This is a genomic window from Micrococcus sp. KRD096 (assembly GCF_017168495.1).
In the GTDB taxonomy this organism is placed as follows: Bacteria; Actinomycetota; Actinomycetes; order Actinomycetales; family Micrococcaceae; genus Micrococcus; species Micrococcus luteus.
This window is the reverse complement of the sequence record NZ_JABFAY010000010.1, coordinates 93,157-111,916: the sequence shown is the minus strand read 5'-3', so window position 1 is coordinate 111,916 and position 18,760 is coordinate 93,157. Positions and strand designations below refer to the sequence as shown.

Below are 18,760 nucleotides of genomic sequence, written 5' to 3'. Positions count from 1 at the left end.
GGGCCGTTCCGCGTTCCGGGGCTCAGGCCTGGGCGAACCGGGCCTTCTGCGCCTCGAAGCGCTCGCGCACGACGGCGGGCAGCGACTCGCCGAACCGGCCGAGCCACTGCTCGATGAGCTCGTTCTCCTCGGCCCACTCCGCGGCGTCGACCTTGAGGGCGTCCTCGAGGTCCTCGGCCGACACCTCGATGCCGGACAGGTCGAGCGAGCCCGCGGCCGGCACGAGGCCGATCGGGGTCTCCTCGGCCTCGGCCTTGCCCTCGAGGCGCTCCACGACCCACTTCAGGACGCGGGAGTTCTCGCCGAAGCCTGGCCAGGCGAAGCCGCCGTCGCGGTTGCGGCGGAACCAGTTGACCAGGTAGATGCGCGGCAGCTTCTCCGGGTCGGCCTTGCCGGACTCCCTGACCCAGTGGGCCAGGTAGTCGCCGGCGTCGTAGCCGAGGAACGGCAGCATGGCCATCGGGTCGCGGCGCACGACGCCCACGGCGCCGGCGGCGGCCGCGGTGGTCTCCGAGGAGAGGGTGGCGCCCTTGAGGATGCCATCCTCCCAGTCGAAGGCCTCGGTCACCAGTGGCACGGTGGTCTTGCGGCGGCCGCCGAACAGGATGGCGTCCAGCTTCACGCCCCGCGGGTCGCGGTACTCGTCGGCCAGCATGTCCGTCTGCTCGATGGGCGTGCAGAACCGGGAGTTCGGGTGGGCGGCCGGGGTGCCGGACTCGGGCGTCCAGTCGTTGCCGCGCCAGTCGGTGAGGTGCTCGGGGACCTCGTCCGTCATGCCCTCCCACCACACGCCGCCGTCGTCGGTGAGGGCGACGTTGGTGAAGATGGAGTTGCCCTTGGAGATCGCGCGCATGGCGTTCGGATTGGTGGACCAGCCGGTGCCGGGGGCGACGCCGAAGTAGCCGGTCTCCGGGTTGATCACGCGGAACTCGCCGTCCTTGCCGGCGCGGATCCAGGTGATGTCGTCGCCCAGGGTCTCGGCCTTCCAGCCCTCGATCGTGGGGTCGATGAGGGCGAGGTTGGTCTTGCCGCAGGCCGACGGGAAGGCGCCGGTGATGTGGTAGGACCGGCCCTCGGGGTTGGTCAGCTTGAGGATCAGCATGTGCTCGGCGAGCCAGGCCTCGTCCCGGGCCATCACGGAGGCGATGCGCAGCGCGTAGCACTTCTTGCCGAGCAGGGCATTGCCGCCGTAGCCGGAGCCGAAGGACCAGATGGAGCGCTCCTCGGGGAAGTGCACGATCCACTTGGTCTCGTTGCACGGCCACGGCACGTCCTGTTCGCCCGGCTCCAGCGGGGCGCCCACGGAGTGCACGGCCGGCACGTAGAAGGCCTGCTCGCGGGACATCTTGTCCAGCACGTCCTGGCCGATGCGGGCCATGATGCGCATCGACAGGACCACGTAGGCGGAGTCGGTGATCTCCACGCCGTACTTCGGGTCCTCGGCGTCGAGGTGGCCCATCACGAACGGGATCACGTACATGGTGCGGCCGCGCATGGCGCCGGTGAACGCGTCGTCGAGGATGCCGTGCATCTTCGCCGGGTCCATCCAGTTGTTGGTGAAGCCGGCGTCCTCTTCCTTCTCGGAGCAGATGAAGGTGCGGTCCTCCACGCGGGCGACGTCGGCGGGATCGGAGAACGCGGCGAAGGAGTTGGGGAACTTGTCCTCGGCCAGGCGGGTCAGGGTGCCCGCCGCCACGAGCTCGTCCGCGAGGCGGTCGCGCTCCTCCTCGGAGCCGTCGACCCACTGGACGAAGTCCGGCTGCGTCAGCTCTGCGATCTGAGCGACCCACTCGCGCAGCTGGGCGTAGTCCGTGGGCGCGTCCGCCAGGGCGCGATCCGCGAACGAGGTGGTGGCGTTGTCAGCCATGGTGGAGAGTCCTCCCATTGGGGTCCGGGGCCGTTCCGTCCCGTCCACTCCGATGCGTGCACCGCCGAAGCGCGCACCACATCGTTGTGGCCGCACGGTCCTGCCATGGTACCCGAGCCCGGCTATCATGGCCGCGCCTGCGCCACACCCCCGGCACAGACCGCCGCAGACCGTCGATTTGCACTTCGTCGGCGAGGTCCTGTAGTGTTCTACGAGTTCGAGCCGCTCCGGCGGATCGGACGATGCGCCCATAGCTCAGCTGGATAGAGCGTCTGTCTACGGAACAGAAGGTCAGGGGTTCGAATCCCTTTGGGCGCACGATCGGAAGGCCCCGCTCCTGTTGGAGCGGGGCCTTCGTCATGTCGGCGCGCCTCTGCCACGCGCGCCGCCGCGGAGGTCAGCGCCCCGGAACCACGAAGTGCGTCAGGGCGGCGTCGCGGCCGTCGAGCTCGGCCCACGGCTTCTCCACCCGGAACACCTGCATCCCGAGCGTCGGGTAGTGCTCGCTCATGCGCAGCGCCGCGTCCTGGTCCGAGTCCAGGCTCATCAGCCGCATGCCCAGCTCCTGCACCCACGGCATGTGGCCCACCACCAGCAGCCGTCGCGTGGTCTCCTCCGTCTCGTTGACGACGGCCAGGGCCCGCGCCGCGTCGGCGCCGTACAGCCGCGGGTCCAGGTAGGGCGTGGGTGCCAGCTCGCCCAGGCGCTCGCACACCCACACGCACGTCTGACGGGTGCGCAGCGCGTCGGAGCACACGACGGCGTCCGGGACGAGGTCGTGCTCGCGGAGCCAGTCGCCGGCGGCGGGCGCCTGGGCGTGGCCTCGCTCGGCGAGCGGGCGGGCGTGGTCGTCGGCCGCGTCGGGCCAGCCGGCCTTGGCGTGCCGGAGGACGATCAGGGTCTTCGCGTCGGCGGTGCTCATGCGGCCAGGCTACGGCGACGGCCCCCGCTCGGGTGAGCGGGGGCCGTCGTCGGACACGGGCGGGCGCGGGTCAGATGCTGTACTCCGGCGCCGCCCACACGACCACCTCGGGGTGGCGGTAGAAGCGGTAGCCCTGGCCGCGCACGGTGCGCACGGTGTTCGCGAGGCGGCCGAGCTTGGCGCGCAGGCGGCGGATGTGCACGTCGATGGTGCGCTCGTTGGGCACCTCGTCGGCGTTGCGCCACAGGGCGTCGAGCAGCTCCTCGCGGCCGACGGTGCGCTCGCCGTTCTCCACGAGGTAGTTCAGGAGCTCGAACTCCTTGAAGGTGAGGTTCAGGGACTCGCCGTCCAGCTGCACCTCGCGCCGGGACAGGTCGATCAGCACGCCGGGCTGGCGCGTGGACACGGGGGCCGGCGCCTGCGCCAGGTCGGGACGGGTGCCGCCCTGCACGGTCGGATCGCCGAGCACCTGGCGCACGACCTCGATGTCGCGGCCCTCCGCGCCGGCGGGGGCCAGGGCGACGGCGGCGTGCGACTCCGCCCCGGGGACGAGGGACTCCACGTAGTGGCGCAGCTCATTGGCCAGCCGCGTGAGGGAGGTGCCGGCGGCCGAGGCGGCCAGCTCGTCCATGCCCACGTAGATGACGAACCCACGGGCCTCGTTCTCCCGGGCCACCGCCTGGGGACCCGGGATGCCGTTCGGCGCCAGGACCGGCGTCGGCGCCGTCTGGGGGTCGGGGGCGTCGGTGCCACCGGCCAGGCGCAGGCCTGCGCGGGCCTGGCCTCGGCGGGACATGCCGTCGGCCCGGCGCTGCGCGTTGCGGACGGAGATGTGCACGTATCCGGCGGACTGACCCATGGCCACCACTCCTCTTTCGGCTCATGGCCCCTCCACCGCTCGGTCGGTGCGGCGGACGAGGCGTCACATGACAAGAATGTGACTTCACCGAGGGGACTGGCAAGTAACGTTCGCGCTTTTGTCTCGTTATTTGAGAAGAAGAGTCCTGAATGTGCTCAACATCACTATTCGCGGATCGGAATAGCGTCGCGCCGCCGCTCGGCTCGCCCGCGGGACCCTCTCATTGTTCAACAGGTGGGAGCGCGCCGCCGGACCAATGAGTATGCGGAATATTTATGCAGGCGACTTCCAGGTTTTCCATGTGACGCCATGATGACGGGTCACAGCGGGTCGTGACGTCCACTAGATGGACGACACATTCGCGGCCCCGCTTGACGCCCCCGCCGGAGACGCTCTCACGAGACGACCACGGCCCCCGCCGGGTGGGGGCGGGGGCCGTGGTCGTCTCGTGGCGGACGCGGAGGTCCGATCAGGTCATTCCGCCAGACCGTAGAGCCGGTCGCCGGCGTCGCCGAGGCCGGGGACGATGTAGGACCGCTCGTCCAGGCGCTCGTCGACGGCGGCCACGTACAGGTCCACCTCGACGTCGCCCAGCGAGGCCTCCAGCCGCTCGATGCCCTCGGGCGCCCCGAGCAGGCAGAGGCACGTGACCCGCGCCGCGCCGCGCTGATAGAGGAAGCGGATGGCCTCGATCAGCGTGCCTCCCGTGGCCAGCATGGGGTCCAGGACGAACACGTGACGCCCGGACAGGTCGGCCGGCAGCCGCTCCGCGTAGGTGACGATGTCCAGCGTCTCCTCATTGCGGGCCATGCCGAGGAACCCGACCTCGGCGGACGGCGCCATCTTGGTCATCCCCTCCAGCATCCCGAGCCCCGCGCGCAGGATCGGCACGACCAGCGGACGCGGGCGGGCCAGCCGGAAGCCGGTGGTCTCGGTCACCGGGGTCTCGATCCGCACCTCCTCCATGGCCACGTCGCGCGTCGCCTCGTAGGCGAGCAGCATCACGAGCTCCTCCGTGAGCTGCCGGAAGATCATGGACGGGGTCTTCTTGTCCCGCAGGACGCTGAGCTTGTGGGCCACGAGCGGGTGGTCGACGATGTGGACGCGCATGGCGCCCACGGTACCGCCCACGCGCATCCCTCCGCCCGTCCCCGCGCCCGCGGGGGCGCCGACACCGCCGCTAGGCTGGCCGCGTGTCCGCCCCCCGTCCCCTCCCCCGCGCCCACGGCCGAGCAGGAGCACGCGTGGATGGGCCTGGCCCTCCGGGCCGCCCGCGCGGCCGGAGCGGCCGGCGACGTGCCGATCGGCGCCGCCCTCGTGGCCGGCGACGGGACCGTCCTGGCCGTCGTCGGGAACGAGCGCGAGCAGCACCACGACCCCACCGCCCACGCCGAGGTCCTCGCGCTGCGCCGCGGGGCGGAGCTGCGGGCCGCCGCCGGGGCGGGCGACGGCTGGCGCCTGACGGACTGCACCCTCGTGGTGACCCTCGAGCCCTGCCCCATGTGCGCCGGCGCGCTGCTGCTGGCCCGCATCCCGCGCGTCGTGTTCGGGGCGTGGGACCCGAAGGCGGGCGCGTGCGGCTCGGTGCTGGACGTGGTCCGCGACCCCCGCTTCAACCACCGGGTGCAGGTCCGCGCCGGCGTCCGTTCCGAGGAGAGCGCGGCGCTGCTGCGGGGGTTCTTCGCGGCACAGCGCGATTGAACGCGCCCGCGCCCGACGACGGCGGGCGGCCGGTTTGGGTGCGCCGCCGCGGCTCGGGTAGGATGTCCTGGTCTGGTGACGTGTCCGAGCGGCCGAAGGTGCAGCACTCGAAATGCTGTGTACGGTAACCCCGTACCGTGGGTTCAAATCCCACCGTCACCGCCAGGTAACCGCATGATCCCGTTGAGAAGTCAAATCTCACGGGATCATGCGGTTTTTTCGTTGTACGACACCATTGAGCGAGTTGACTTTGTGAGTGGACCACGACGATGATCGCCCCAGGTATGAGTTCGATGACGACGCTAAGCGCCTGGCGTCGATCGTCCGAAAGAAACACGGGCCGAATGGAGCGTGCCGGCCGAAGCGTCGGGCTGACGGCGAAGGCACGGTTTTCCCAGCCGAGCGGAAACGCAAGAATGGCAGCGTAGCCGTCTACTACCGGGCAGCCAGAACCGTGGAACTGGGCGACAGGCGTAAGAAGTCTACGGCTCAGGCTCGCACAGAGTGCGAGGCGATCCAGAAGCGCGATCACAAGATCCTCATCGCTCGTGTGGAATATGGCTTCGAATCTCTCGACAAGATTCCCGTCGACCCGCGAATCGCTCGGTTCACTGTGGGCAATTGCCTCATCGACTGGCTCGACGAGCGCAAGCGCGAGGATCTGGCTCCCAACGCGACCCACATATATGACGCTGGAATCAGGAATTACCTGCTCCCGGACTTCGGTGATCGTCCAGTCCGCACGCTGACCTACGCCGAACTGGAGAAGTTCTTCCACATCGAGCTCCCGACCAAAGGGCTAGGCGGCGACTCTACCCGGCAGGTATTCATCTGCCTCAAGAGTGCGCTCGACAACTACCAGCGAGATGGGATCGACTTGGGGCACCCGATGGTTGGGATCAAGCCGCCGCCCAAGAAGAAGAAAACCAAGGAGGACACCAAGAAGATCCGCCAGGCGTCGAAGTTCCTCGGGAAGTATCTGATCCCAGCAACGACGGCGGCAGATCAGGAGGCGCGGTGGTTCCTCGGGATGCTCGGGATGCGTCAGGGCGAGGTTCTTGGGATGACAGACAGCAGTCTCAAGAAAGGCAGGCCGGGAAAAGGCGGATCGTCATCGACAAGCTAATCCAGCGGATCAGCGCGGAGCACGGATGGGAACTCAACCGCGCCACCGGCAAATGGAGCTGCGGCAGAACTACCTCGAACTGTCCTCAGCGAATCGGAGAGACTCGCTGGGAGCTGACCTCGACCAAGAGCGACAGCGGAAAGCGGGAGATCGTGATTCCCGAGGATGCCTGGAGGATGCTTGCTCCCACCGCAAGCGACAGATCGCGCGGCGCAAGCTTCCCGGCTTTCAGCCCGACAAGGAAGAGAGCATGGATGCGTTGCTCTTCACGCGGCCCGACGGGAAGCCAATCTATGCTCAGCGCGATCGCCAGGCGATCGTGAATCTCGTCTTTTCCATCAAGAACCTGCCTAAAGGCATGACCGTCGACACTCTGCGCCATGTCGCGACTGCTGCGATGATCGAGGAGGGAGCCGACAAGGAAACGCTGATCGCGATGATGGGCTGGTCTCCCAAGAATGCAGATGCTCAACTCGCGACCTACAGCAGCGCAGACAACGCCCGCCGCGCCTCGAAAGTCAGCATTAGCTATGTGGATAGCTTCTACGGTGGTAAGTAGCCGCCCGCCTAAGACGCCGAAGACCACAGACGGTCGGTTGTGGGCGACGGGGGGCGATGCTGCCTGAGACTGTCGCCTATCGCCGCTGAACGTATCGGCCCGAGTCTGTTCCGCGGTCCCGACGCTACTATCAGTGCTACGACGCGGTGAGGGTCGCCGCCGTCGCTGATCAGGGGGGAACAGTTTGCACACTCTCACAGGTAAGCGCGTCGCCAAGTTTGCGCGTGACTTCGGCTTCGCGGTATCGGAGGACAAGCAGTTCGAGCTTTATGTAGCGGCAAACTACCTCTATCCCTATCTGAGGGACGATGTAGAGAAGATCGAGCGGTCTGTCCGCGGAGGAGGCTCGGACGAGGGGATCGACATCGCCGCTGTGGTCGTGAATGGGCAGCTCGTGTTCGAACCTTCGGAGATCGACGAACTGATCTCCGAGCAGACATCGAACACCGCGCGGGTCGTCTTCATCCAGGCCAAGACGAGTGAGTCTTACGACGCGAAGCTGATCGCGAAGTTCCTCCACGGGATTGAGTCAGTCACGAAGTATGCGATCAACCCCCAAAACATTGCTCTTCCCGCCGCGCTGGTGGATATCGCAGCGTTGATCGACAAGATTGCCGAGAACGGTGACAAGTTCCAGGAGACGAGGATTCCGTGTGAGGTGTTCTACGTCACGACCAGCGGCCACGACGGGGCCGATGCGCGCAAGGAACTCCAAGTCACCGAGGCGGTCCGCCGGATCAACGAGCTAGGGGTCTATTCGGAGCCCTTCGAGTTGAAAACTCACGGACACGATGCGCTCGCGGCGAAGCTGAAGGAACGACACGGACCTCAAAACATCCGGTTCGACTTCACGAAGCGGCAGACGATCCCCGCCACCGAGCGCGTGAGCGAGGCTTACATCGGGCTGCTGTCTGGCGCGGAAGCCTTGAAGCTGTTGACGGACGAGACTGGTTCTATCCGACCCGGGATCTTCGATGACAACGTGCGACTCGATCTCGGAGCGCACAACACCGTAAACATGCGGATCACACGAACCCTCGAGAGCGAGGAGCGCGAGCAGTTCCCGTTCCTGAACAACGGTCTCACGATCATCGCTAGTTCACTCAGGGGAGCTGGAGACAAGTTCTTCATCTCTGGCTACCAGATCGTGAACGGCGGACAGACAAGCCATCAGCTAGTGAGGTGGGCGGCAAGTGAGAAGGTCAAGGACAACCCGGCACTCTTGTCCGATCTTTGGATTCCGGTGAAGATCGTCAGCTCAGACGATGCAAGCGTGCGGACCAGCGTGGCGATTGCTACGAATCTCCAAACCGCGATCGCTTCGACTGACATCCAAGCCAGCTCGCAGATCGCCAAGGACGTCGAGGAGTATTTCACCCAATCAGGTGCAGATGGCCTGCGGTACCTGCGTCAGATCCAGCACGCTGCTCTGGACTTTCCGAGGACACGGGTCGTCACTACGCCGGAGCTCAATCGGGCAGTCGCCGCCACTCTCTTCGGCGAATCCTTTCGAGCGATCGGTTCGCCGAAGGAACTCGAAGCCGAAGATTCCTTCGTGTGGGGCAACTACTCAGTCGAGGCGTATTACTACGCCGCATGGATCCTATATAGGCTGGATAGATACTTCGCTCGCACCCCCGACTCCACGACCCTGAAGGCGGCGAAGTATCATATCGCCATGATGGTCTCTGTCATCATCAACCCTCAGATAGCAACGGTGTTTGAAGCGAATGATGTCGAATCCGCGAGGCGTCGGCTTGCCTCCGCAAAGAAGGTTCAGTTCAAGGTCACCGATTCTGACCGGATTGAACTCGCTATCTCGAAGGCCATGGAGCTAGCAACGGAGCAGTTCCAGAGCGTTCTCTCCGAGGGGCGGAGCCTCCGAAAGGACGATGTGCGGAACCGACGGCATCAGGAGGCCCTTCTGCAGAAGGCGAAGGCGGTGAAGACGAAAGCCTAGAGACGCTGACGGCACAAAGAAGGCCGGGGATCGACCTTCAATGAAAATCCCCGGCCTTCTGGTCTGCGTTCTAACGGAAGGTCCACTCAACCGTGTAGACACCATCGCCAGCCCCGCGACTAGATGTTGTGGGTCATGAGGTTCTTGCCATGGGGTACGGGCTGAGATGAGACGAGCGGGCCCCTGCCGCAGGGTGGAAGTTCCTCAACAACCCACCTGCCAGAAGAGACCCGCAGGACTGCTGCACCGATAGGTGACACCTGATCTGGCTTGTCCACCGGGCAACCTGTGAGGATGTTGCTGTGCCCGCTCCCTACCCCCAAGAGTTCCGCGACGACGTCGTCCGCGTCGCCCGCACCCGTGAAGACAGCGTGACCCTGGCCCAGATCGCCAAGAACTTCGGTATCCACGAGATGACCTTGTCAAAGTGGATGCGCCAAGCCGACATCGACAACGGTGAGAAGCCCGGCCCTCGAGAACCGAGGCCACAGAGAACCAAGAACTGAGGAAACGAATCCGTTTTCTCGAACAGGAGAACCAGGTCCTGCGCCGGGCGGCGGCCTACCTCTCCCAGGCCAACCTGCCGGGAAAGGCTCTACCCGCTCGTGAAAGAGCTCGCCGCCGACGGGATACCCGTCGCGGTGACGTGCCGGGTCCTGAAGCTCTCCCGCCAGCCCTACTACCGCTGGCTGGCCAGCCCTGTCACCACCGGTGAGCTCGTGCAGGCGTACCGGGCGGATGCCCGGTTCAACGCCCACAGGGACGATCCTGAGTCCGGCTACCGCTTCCTGGTCGACGAGGCCAGGGCCGCAGGGAAGGCGATGTGTGAACGCAGCGCATGACGGATCTGCCGAGACAACGGCTGGTGGTCGGTGCTCGGGAAGAAGCCCAGGCCACCGGTCCATGACGACCAAGTGCGGTGTGATTTCACCGCCGACGCGCCGACCTGGCTGTGACTGACCAACATCACCGAGCACCCCACCGGCCAGGGCAAGCTCTACCTCTGCACGGTCAAGGATCTGTTCTCCGGGAGGATCGTGGGCTACTCGATCAGTGACCGGATGAAGGCTCGACTGGCAGTGAACGCGCTGGACAACGCCGTTTCTCGCCGCGGTGACGTCGCTGGCTGCATCGTGCATTCGGACTGCGGGTCGCAATTCCGATCCAGGACCTTGGTGCATGCTCTGAACCGCCACCAGCTCCTGGGCTCGATGGGCCAGGTCGGTGCTGCTGGCGACAACACGGCCATGGAATCATTCGTCGCACTACTGCAGAAGAACGTCCTGGACAGCAAGCGGTGGAAGACCCGCGACGAGCTCCGGATCGCGATCGTCACCTGGATCGAGCGCAAGTATCACCGTGGCCACCGGCAGGCCCGTCTCGGCCGGTTGACGCCCATCGAGTACGAGACAATCAGGAACCCGGCCGTGAGCCTCGCGGCCTGAGACCCCACCTGTCATCTATCCGTGCAGCAGTCCCCTCGTCTGGGAGATTCTGGGCACAGATGCTTTCGTCGAGTCGCCTTGCGTCCGCTGGTCGCTGGAAGACGACTGCGTGGCCCGTCGCTGTTCATAGCTGCCCTCCTGACGCAGTCGCAGCGTCAAACCTCACAACGACATAGGAGATCAACAATCGACGCTCAGATCGCGAGCTATGACCTCCTCGTGCTTGCAAGTTGATCGGGTGAGTTGACCACGGACACAGATTCGCCCCGGAGGCCGCGGAAAATCAACCTCTCAGCGGATCGAGGTCAAATCCCACCGTCACCGCCAGATGTGAAGCCCGGGAGCCCTGCGCTCCCGGGCTTTCGCCATGCCGGGGCGGGTCCGGCCGCCGGCTCAGCGCGGCAGGACGGCGTCCAGGAACGAGGCCACCGCCGACCACGAGATGGTGGCGTGCACGGCGCTGGCCGGCGCACCGTTGCGGAGCACCTCCGCGCTGCGGGTCTTCGCGGTCATCATGCCCAGGTCGTGGCCACCCTCGGCCACCGAGTAGAACGCGGTGCGCAGTCCGGCGGCCTCGGCGGCCCGGTACAGCTCGAGGCTCTGCCCCCACGGCACCGTGACGTCCTTGCGCCCGTGGACGACCAGCAGGGGCGGCGAGTCCGGGCGCAGGTGCGCGATCGGGGAGGCCAGCCGAGTCAGGCCGCCCGAGGCCAGGACCGGCACCCCCAGCATGTCCGACTTGGTGCTGCGGTCGTCGAGGTGGCAGTGCTTCAGCCGGTTCGCGCGGTTGTAGTCCGCGCACGCGCCCGGGAGCATCTGGCGGTTCATCGTCAGGAAGTCCGTGGGGCCGAAGAAGTCCACGATCGCGTGGACGCGGTCCTCCTCCGGGATCGCGTGGCCGCCGTCGGGCACCTCCCGGCCGGGCAGCGGCACCTGCTCGCGGTCCAGGTCCTGTCCGCCCGTGAGGCCGGCCATGAGGGCGTTCCAACCGCCCGACGACGAGCCGGCCACGGCCACCCGCCCCGCGTCCAGCTGCAGGCCCGGGGCGTTGCGCCGCACCCAGCGGACCGCCGCCGTCGCGTCCTCCACCTGGGCGGGGAACGTGCCCTGCTTGGAGCTGCGCACCGAGAACGCGGCGACGGCGTAGCCGTGCGGGACCAGGCCGCGGGCGACGTCGACACCGTCGCTGTAGCCGCGATCGCTGCGCCAGCCGGAGCCCGCGTTCCACACGAGGACCGGGAACGGGCCCTGGCCCGGCGGCCGGTACACGTCGATGCGTCCGGCGCGCCCGGGCAGGGCCGCGTACGTGTGCCCGGTGGAGCTGCGCATGTCGTACAGGGCCGGCGCGTTGGCGCCCAGCGGCCCGGCGGGCGCGCCGGCCAGGTCGGTGACGACGGCCACCCCACCCACCGCGAGGGCGCCGACCCCGAGGCCGAGCGCGGCGCGGCGGGACACCCGCGGGGACCGTGCGGTCGACGTCATGGGCCCCTTCCCGTGCGGAGCCAGGCACCCCGCCCCGGCGAGCGTAACCGAGCGGCGGGGGCCGACCCCCGTACCGTGTCCGCGGCCGGTGCGATCATGGGGCCATGTCTGTTCGGGTGCTGGCCATCGGCAAGAAGCATGAGGCGTGGGTCGTCGACGGGATCGACCGCTACGAGCGGCGCCTCAAGAAGCCCTACGACCTCTCGTGGCGTCTGCTGCCGCACTCCGCGCGGCAGGAGGAGGCGGCGCGCACGGAGGAGTCGGACCGGATCCTGGGCGCGGTCGGCGCGGACGAGCACCTGATCCTGCTGGACGAGCGGGGGACGGCGTTCGACTCGCCGGGTCTGGCGCGGCACCTGCAGAGCCGGTTCGACGTCGGCGCCCCGGTGACGATGGTGATCGGAGGCGCGTACGGGGTGGACGCCCGGGTCCACGCCCGCGCGGACCGCGTCTGGTCCCTGTCCCCGCTCGTCTTCCCGCACCAGCTCGTGCGGCTGATCCTGGCGGAGCAGGTCTACCGAGCCCAGGAGATCTCCGCCGGCCGACCGTACCACCACGCATGAGCGGGCCCGCGGAGACCGCAGCGGGCACGGCCACGCCCGCGGCCGACGTCGTCCTGGGCCGGTTCACCGAGCCCACGCGCGCCTGGTTCACGGGCGCGTTCGAGGCCCCGACGCCGGCCCAGCTCGGCGCGTGGGACGCGATCTCCTCCGGGCGGCACGCACTGGTGATCGCGCCGACCGGCTCAGGCAAGACCCTCTCCTCCTTCCTCTGGGCGCTCGACTCGTTCGTGCGCGAGCCCGCCGCCGAGGGGACGGCGGCCACCCGCGTCCTCTACGTCTCGCCGCTGAAGGCGCTCGGCGTGGACGTGGAGCGGAACCTGCGGGCCCCGCTGGTGGGCATCACACAGACCGCCGCACACCAGGGCAGGCCCGTGCCGCGCGTCCGGGTGGGTGTGCGCTCCGGAGACACCCCGGCGGCCGAGCGACGGCGCCTGCAGCAGGATCCGCCGGACATCCTCATCACCACGCCCGAGTCGCTGTACCTCATGCTCACCTCGCAGGCCCGCGCGGCGCTGGCCGGGGTCCGCACGGTGATCGTGGACGAGGTGCACGCCGTGGCCGGGACCAAACGCGGCGCCCACCTGGCCGTCTCCCTCGAACGCCTGGACACCCTGCTGGACACGCCGGTGCAGCGGATCGGCCTGTCCGCCACGGTCGAGCCGGCCGCCGAGGTGGCCCGGTTCCTCGGCGGCACGCAGCCGGTGACGGTGGTGCGGCCCGCCTCGGCCAAGCGCTGGGACCTCACGGTCACGGTGCCGGTGCCGGACCTGACGGACCTCTCCTCCCCCGCCGCGGCCCACGACCTGGGGCCCGGCTCCTCGACGGGCGGGCTCGGCGACGAGGGCGCGGTGACGGGCGGGTCCATCTGGCCGCACGTCGAGGAGCGGATCGTGGACCTGGTGGCCGAGCGGCGCTCCACGCTCGTGTTCGCCAACTCGCGCCGCCTGGCCGAGCGCCTCACCGGCCGGCTCAACGAGATCTGGGAGGCCCGCGCCGAGGCGGCCGCCGCGGCCGAGCACCCGGACGCCGTCCCCGGCTTCCGCACGCCGGATCCGACCGGCTTCCACGGCCCCGCCCAGGTGGCCGGGCAGACCGGCACCGGATCGGGCACCGTCTCCGACTTCGCCCGCGCCCACCACGGCTCCGTGTCCAAGGAGCAGCGCGCCATCGTCGAGGAGGCGCTGAAGACCGGCCAGATCCGCTGCGTCGTGGCCACGAGCTCGCTCGAGCTGGGCATCGACATGGGCGCGGTGGACCAGGTGATCCAGGTGGAGTCGCCGCCCTCGGTGGCCTCCGGTCTGCAGCGCGTGGGCCGCGCCGGCCACCAGGTGGGCGAGGTCTCCCGCGGCGTGTTCTTCCCCAAGCACCGGGGCGACCTCGTGGACACCGCCGTCGTGGCCGAGCGCATGACGGCCGGGCGCATCGAGTCGCTGCGGATCCCCGCCAACCCGCTGGACATCCTCGCCCAGCAGACCGTGGCCGCCGTCGCCGTCGCGGACCTGGACGCACAGGAGTGGTTCGACCTCGTGCGCCGGTCCGCGCCGTTCGCGACGCTGCCGTTCTCCGCCTACGAGTCCGTGCTCGACCTGCTGGCCGGCCGCTACCCCTCGGACGAGTTCGCCGAGCTGCGCCCGCGCATCCTGTGGGACCGGGAGAACGGCACGCTCGCCGCCCGCCCCGGCGCGCAGCGCCTCGCAGTCACCTCGGGCGGCACCATCCCGGACCGCGGCCTGTTCGGGGTGTTCCTGGCCTCCGACGGCGGCGCGGACGGCACCCCCGGCGGCGCGGCGGCCGGGGACACGGCCGAGTCGGCGGGCTCCGCGTCCGCGGGCTCGGCCCGCTCCGGCGGGCGCCGGGTCGGCGAGCTCGACGAGGAGATGGTCTACGAGTCCCGCGTGGGGGACGTCATCCTGCTGGGCGCCACGAGCTGGCGCATCGTGGACATCACCGCGGACCGCGTCCTGGTGCTGCCCGCCTACGGGCAGCCCGGCAAGCTCCCGTTCTGGCGGGGCGACGCCGCGGGCCGGCCGGCGGAGCTGGGCGACGCCGTCGGGCGCTTCCGCCGCGAGCTGGACGCGGACCCCGAGGCCGGCCGCACCCGCCTGGCCGCCGCGGGCCTGGACCCGTGGGCGCAGGACAACCTGCTGGCCTACCTGAAGGACCAGCGCGAGGCCACCGGGGTGCTGCCCACCGAGCAGACGCTCGTGGTGGAGCGGTTCACGGACGAGCTCGGCGACTGGCGCGTGGTGCTGCACTCCCCCTACGGCATGGCGGTGCACGCCCCGTGGGCGCTCGCGGTGGGGGCGCGGCTGGCGCAGCGGTACGGGCTGGAGACCGGCTCGGGCGCGGCGATGGCGGCCGACGACGGGATCGTGCTGCGCATCCCGCTGATGGACGCGGAGCCGCCGGGCGCGGAACTGTTCGAGTTCACGGCCGAGGAGCTGGACGAGATCGTCACGGCGGAAGTCGGCGGGTCCGCGCTGTTCGCGGCCCGGTTCCGGGAGAACGCGGCCCGGTCCCTGCTGCTGCCGCGCCGTGACCCCGGGCGACGGACCCCCCTGTGGCAGCAGCGGCAGCGGTCCGCGCAGCTGCTGGACGTGGCACGGAAGCACCCGCGGTTCCCCGTGATCCTGGAGACCGTGCGCGAGGTGCTCCAGGACGTCTACGACCTCCCGGCGCTCAAGGAGCTCGCGGGGCGGGTGTCCTCACGGGCCGTCCGGCTCGTGGAGGTCACGACGACGGCGCCCTCGCCGTTCAGCCAGTCCATCCTGTTCGGCTACATCGCCCAGTTCATCTACGAGGGCGACTCCCCGCTGGCCGAGCGCCGCGCCGCCGCGCTCTCCCTCGACCCGGCGCTGCTGTCCGAGCTGCTGGGCACGGAGGAGCTGCGCGAGCTGCTGGACGCCGGGGTCATCGCCGAGGTCGAGGCCCAGCTGCAGCGGCTCGCACCCGACCGGCGCGCCCGCGGGGCCGAGGGCGTGGCGGACCTGCTGCGCCTGCTGGGGCCGCTATCCGTGGCCGAGGCCGCGCGGCGCACACGGGCCGAAGGGGAGACGGAGGAGGCCGCGGACGAGGCCGCCGTCGCCGGGATGCTGGCGGAGCTCGAGCGCGCCGGCCGCGCGTTCCGCCTGCGCCAGGACGGGGTCGAGCGGTTCGCCGCCGTCGAGGACGCCGCCCGCCTGCGGGACGCGCTCGGCACGCCGATCCCCCACGGGGTGCCCACCGCGTTCCTCGACCCGGTCGACGACCCGCTCGGGGACCTCGTGGGCCGCTATGCCCGCACCCACGGCCCCTTCACCGCGGCCGAGGCGGGGGCCGCGCTGGGGCTGGGGGGCGCCGTCGTGCTCTCGGTGCTGCAGCGCCTGGCCACCGAGCGCCGCGTGAGCACGGGCGCGTTCCGGCCGGAGGGCACCCCCGGGGCCACCGGCCTGGACGCCGAGTGGTGCGACGCCGAGGTGCTGCGGCGGATCCGCATGCGCTCCCTCGCCGCGCTGCGCGCCGAGGTCGAGCCGGTGGACCAGGCCGCGTACGCCCGGTTCCTCGCCGACTGGCAGCACCTGCGGCCGCGGGCGGGGCGCGACGGGGCCTGGCGGCCTCCGGCCACGCTCGAGGGCGTGGACGGGGTGGCCACCGTCCTGGACCAGCTGGCCGGCACGCCCCTGCCCGCGAGCGCGTGGGAGTCCCTCGTGCTGCCCGCCCGCGTGCGGGACTACGCCCCCGCCCTGCTCGACGAGCTGCTGGCCACGGGCGAATACGTGTGGTCGGGCGTCGGGGAGGCCACCGGCAACGACGGCTGGGTGGCCCTGCACCCCGCCGACGCCGTGGACCTCACGCTGCGCCTGCCCGAGCCCGCCGAGGCGACGCCGGCCGACGCCGCCCTGCGCGCGGCCGTGCTGGAGGTGCTCGCCGGCGGTGGGGCCTGGTTCTTCCCGCAGCTCGTGGAGCGGGTGCGGGCGGCGCAGGCGGCGGGCGACGACGGCGACGCGGGTGGCGCAGGCGGGGCGGGCGGCCCCGACCCGCACCGCGACCCGGCCGACCTGGCCCGCGGCCCCGCGGTGCTGGGCGCGCTGTGGGGCCTGGTGTGGGACGGCCGGGTCGGCAACGACACGTTCGCCCCCGTCCGCGGCCTGCTCTCGCTCGGCAAGACCGCGCACCGCACCGGGCGGCAGACGCCGCGGGCCCGCACCGCGCGGACGGGCGGGGCCGCGGGGGCGGCGGCCGGGCGCGGGCTCGGCGGACGGCTGGCCGGGGTGCGCGGGCGTGGCCGGTACGCGGGGCTCGCCTCGCCCGAGGGCGGCGCCCGGGGCTCGGCCGGTCTCACGGCGGGGACCGTCGGGCTCTCGGCCGCCGAGCAGGCCCGCTCGGCCGGCCGCTGGTCCCTGCTGCCCGCCGCCGAGCAGGACCCCACGATCCGCGCCCACGCCACCGCCGAGCTGCTGCTGGACCGGTACGGCGTGATCACGCGCGGCTCCGTGGTGGCCGAGGAGGTCCCCGGCGGGTTCGCGGGGCAGTACCGGCTGCTCACCCGAATGGAGGACGCGGGCCAGGTGCGCCGCGGCCACTTCGTCGACGGGCTGGGCGGCGCGCAGTTCTCCACCGGCGCGGTGGTGGATCGGCTGCGCGGGTTCCAGCGGGACGAGGAGGACGCCGCCGTCGACGCCGCCCCGCTCGCCCTCGCCCTGGCCGCGACGGATCCGGCGAACCCCTACGGCGCCGCGCTGGACTGGCCGTCCGTGCCGGCCGGGCCGGACGGCGTCGTGCCCACGGGCCACCGCCCGGGCCGGAAGGCGGGCGCCGTCGTCGTGCTGATCGCGGGGCGGCTGGCCCTCTACATGGAGCGCGGCGGGCGCACGCTGCTCGCGTTCACGGAGGATCCGGGCGAGCTGCGGGCCGCGGCGGAGGCGCTCGTGTGGGCGCTGCGCACCGGCCGCACCGAGCGGCTGAGCCTGGAGAAGGTCAACGGCGGGCCCGTGCTCGGCACGCCGCTGGCCGAGGCGCTGCTGGCCGCGGGGTTCTACTCGAGCCCATCGGGCATTCGGTTCCGGAACTGAGAACCCACGCCCGTCCGCCCGTCCGCAACGCGGGTTGAGTTGTCACGGGTCCCGCCGTCGAACACCCGCGACAACTCAACCCGCGTTGCCCGGGGTGGCCCTGTCGCGGGGGCGGGGCCCGGGGGCTCGAGGACTCCCTGCCGCACCCCTCGGACCCCTCCGTCACCCCGTTCCTCCTGTTCGAGGGCGACGCCGGTGCGGCCATGGACGCCTACCTCACCGCGTTCGTGGAGCACCTGCCGGTCACCGAGGTCCGCCGCGACCTCTTCGACGACTCCTCCCCGCGCGGCGCCGAATGGGCGGGCAAGGTCCTGCACGGCGAGCTCGAGATCGCCGGCCAGCGGCTGCGGTTCTTCGACTCCTTCACCCCGCACGGGTTCACGTTCACCCCGGCCATCAGCCTGTTCGTCGAGCTGCCGGACGCCACCGCGGTGGACGCGGTCCACGACGCGCTCCTCGCCGGCGGTGGCCGTGACTACATGCCGCCCGACGACTACGGCTTCTCGCGCCGCTTCGCGTGGGTCGGGGACCGCTTCGGCGTGACCTGGCAGCTCAACGCGGCCTGAGCCGGTGACGGCCCGTGCCTGAAGGCGACTCCCTCGTCCGCGTCGCGCATCGGCTCCGCCCCGTGCTCGAGGGCCGGCCCCTGACGCACGCGGATCTGCGCGTGCCCCGCCACGCCACCGCGGACCTGACCGGCTGGACGGTGGCCGAGGTCCTGCCGCGCGCCAAGTACCTGCTAATGCGGCTGACCCCGCCCACGGCCCGCCCCGGGGCCCGGCCGCTCACGCTGATCTCGCACCTGAAGATGGAGGGGCGCTGGCTCGTCTCCGCCCTCGACGCGCGGTGGGGTGCCCCCGCCTGGCAGGTGCGGGCGGTGCTGGAGACGGCGGAGCACCGCGTGCTCGGCGCCCAGCTGGGCCTGCTCACCCTCGTGCCCACCGCCGACGAGGCCGCCGTCCTCGGCCACCTCGGCCCCGACCTGCTGGACCCGGCCTGGGACACGCCCGACGACGGCGCCGCGCTGCTCGCCGAGGGCATGCGGCGGCTCACGGCCCGGCCCGAGCGGCCGGTCGGCCTGGCCCTGCTCGACCAGCGGCTCGTCTCCGGGATCGGCAACATCTACCGCTGCGAGACCCTCCTGCTGGCCGGCATCGACCCGCACCGGCCGATCGGCGACGTCGAGGACGTCGCCGGACTCGTGCTGCTCGCCCGGGACCTGCTG

General features: G+C 70.5%; 16 protein-coding genes and 2 tRNA genes. 13 read left to right on the top strand and 5 right to left on the bottom strand.

Translation table 11 applies throughout. The features are described from left to right. Positions 1–22: 22 nt before the first annotated feature. Entirely contained in the window at positions 23–1,867 is a 1,845-nt protein-coding gene (locus J1M41_RS04695) for a phosphoenolpyruvate carboxykinase (GTP) (protein WP_206451257.1), read from the bottom strand. A 244-nt stretch (positions 1,868–2,111) separates the two neighbouring features. On the opposite strand from J1M41_RS04695, the gene J1M41_RS04690 reads away from it, so the two are divergent. Further along, a tRNA-Arg gene (locus tag J1M41_RS04690) sits at positions 2,112–2,185 on the top strand. Positions 2,186–2,264: 79 nt separating this feature from the next. On the opposite strand, the gene J1M41_RS04685 is transcribed toward J1M41_RS04690, so the two are convergent. The 3 genes from J1M41_RS04685 to upp form a co-directional block, all read right to left on the bottom strand. After that, positions 2,265–2,789 carry a histidine phosphatase family protein gene (locus J1M41_RS04685; protein ID WP_002854135.1) on the bottom strand — a complete coding sequence of 175 codons (525 nt, stop codon included), beginning with the start codon at positions 2,787–2,789 and terminating at the stop codon, positions 2,265–2,267. Between the two features lie 70 nt (positions 2,790–2,859). After that, positions 2,860–3,648 carry a winged helix-turn-helix domain-containing protein gene (locus J1M41_RS04680; RefSeq protein ID WP_206451256.1) on the bottom strand — a complete coding sequence of 263 codons (789 nt, stop codon included), beginning with the start codon at positions 3,646–3,648 and terminating at the stop codon, positions 2,860–2,862. Positions 3,649–4,122: 474 nt separating this feature from the next. Next, positions 4,123–4,758: a uracil phosphoribosyltransferase gene (upp, locus tag J1M41_RS04675; RefSeq protein ID WP_206451255.1), complete on the bottom strand. Its 636-nt coding sequence runs from the start codon at positions 4,756–4,758 to the stop codon at positions 4,123–4,125. Positions 4,759–4,833: 75 nt separating this feature from the next. Between upp and J1M41_RS04670 the strand changes: the two genes are divergently transcribed. The 8 genes from J1M41_RS04670 to J1M41_RS12230 all read left to right on the top strand — a co-directional run bounded on the left by J1M41_RS04670 (position 4,834) and on the right by J1M41_RS12230 (position 10,439). Beyond that, the gene (locus J1M41_RS04670) at positions 4,834–5,349 is read left to right on the top strand and encodes a nucleoside deaminase (RefSeq protein ID WP_274607146.1); all 516 of its coding nucleotides are present in this window, start codon (positions 4,834–4,836) and stop codon (positions 5,347–5,349) included. A gap of 74 nt (positions 5,350–5,423) precedes the next feature. Further along, a tRNA-Ser gene (locus J1M41_RS04665) sits at positions 5,424–5,514 on the top strand. 91 nt (positions 5,515–5,605) lie between these two features. After that, positions 5,606–6,475: a hypothetical protein gene (locus J1M41_RS04660; RefSeq protein ID WP_206451254.1), complete on the top strand. Its 870-nt coding sequence runs from the start codon at positions 5,606–5,608 to the stop codon at positions 6,473–6,475. Between the two features lie 52 nt (positions 6,476–6,527). Further along, the gene (locus J1M41_RS04655) at positions 6,528–7,034 is read left to right on the top strand and encodes a tyrosine-type recombinase/integrase (RefSeq protein WP_206451253.1); all 507 of its coding nucleotides are present in this window, start codon (positions 6,528–6,530) and stop codon (positions 7,032–7,034) included. 184 nt (positions 7,035–7,218) lie between these two features. After that, a complete protein-coding gene (locus J1M41_RS04650; protein ID WP_206451252.1) occupies positions 7,219–8,994 on the top strand; it encodes an AIPR family protein in 1,776 nt (591 codons plus the stop codon). 302 nt (positions 8,995–9,296) lie between these two features. Beyond that, complete coding sequence (locus J1M41_RS12240; RefSeq protein WP_342214067.1) at positions 9,297–9,500, top strand: transposase; 204 nt, start codon at positions 9,297–9,299, stop codon at positions 9,498–9,500. Positions 9,501–9,599: 99 nt separating this feature from the next. Continuing rightward, entirely contained in the window at positions 9,600–9,836 is a 237-nt protein-coding gene (locus J1M41_RS12235) for a hypothetical protein (RefSeq protein WP_274607140.1), read from the top strand. A 114-nt stretch (positions 9,837–9,950) separates the two neighbouring features. Beyond that, the gene (locus J1M41_RS12230) at positions 9,951–10,439 is read left to right on the top strand and encodes a DDE-type integrase/transposase/recombinase (protein ID WP_274607144.1); all 489 of its coding nucleotides are present in this window, start codon (positions 9,951–9,953) and stop codon (positions 10,437–10,439) included. A gap of 393 nt (positions 10,440–10,832) precedes the next feature. On the opposite strand, the gene J1M41_RS04640 is transcribed toward J1M41_RS12230, so the two are convergent. Then, positions 10,833–11,921, bottom strand: a complete 1,089-nt coding sequence (locus tag J1M41_RS04640) for an alpha/beta hydrolase (RefSeq protein WP_206451251.1) — start codon at positions 11,919–11,921, stop codon at positions 10,833–10,835. A gap of 104 nt (positions 11,922–12,025) precedes the next feature. On the opposite strand from J1M41_RS04640, the gene J1M41_RS04635 reads away from it, so the two are divergent. From J1M41_RS04635 to J1M41_RS12310, 4 genes are all read left to right on the top strand, one after another. Beyond that, a complete protein-coding gene (locus J1M41_RS04635) occupies positions 12,026–12,484 on the top strand; it encodes a 23S rRNA (pseudouridine(1915)-N(3))-methyltransferase RlmH (RefSeq protein ID WP_174232859.1) in 459 nt (152 codons plus the stop codon). After that, on the top strand, positions 12,481–17,535 hold the full coding sequence (locus J1M41_RS04630; RefSeq protein ID WP_206451250.1) for an ATP-dependent helicase: 5,055 nt from the start codon (positions 12,481–12,483) through the stop codon (positions 17,533–17,535). The genes J1M41_RS04635 and J1M41_RS04630 overlap by 4 nt, the downstream gene beginning before the upstream one ends. Before the next feature lie 137 nt (positions 17,536–17,672). Continuing rightward, complete coding sequence (locus tag J1M41_RS04625) at positions 17,673–18,101, top strand: VOC family protein (protein ID WP_274607143.1); 429 nt, start codon at positions 17,673–17,675, stop codon at positions 18,099–18,101. 14 nt (positions 18,102–18,115) lie between these two features. Further along, the coding region (locus tag J1M41_RS12310; protein ID WP_342214066.1) for a DNA-formamidopyrimidine glycosylase family protein at positions 18,116–18,760 on the top strand (645 nt) is incomplete at its 3' end.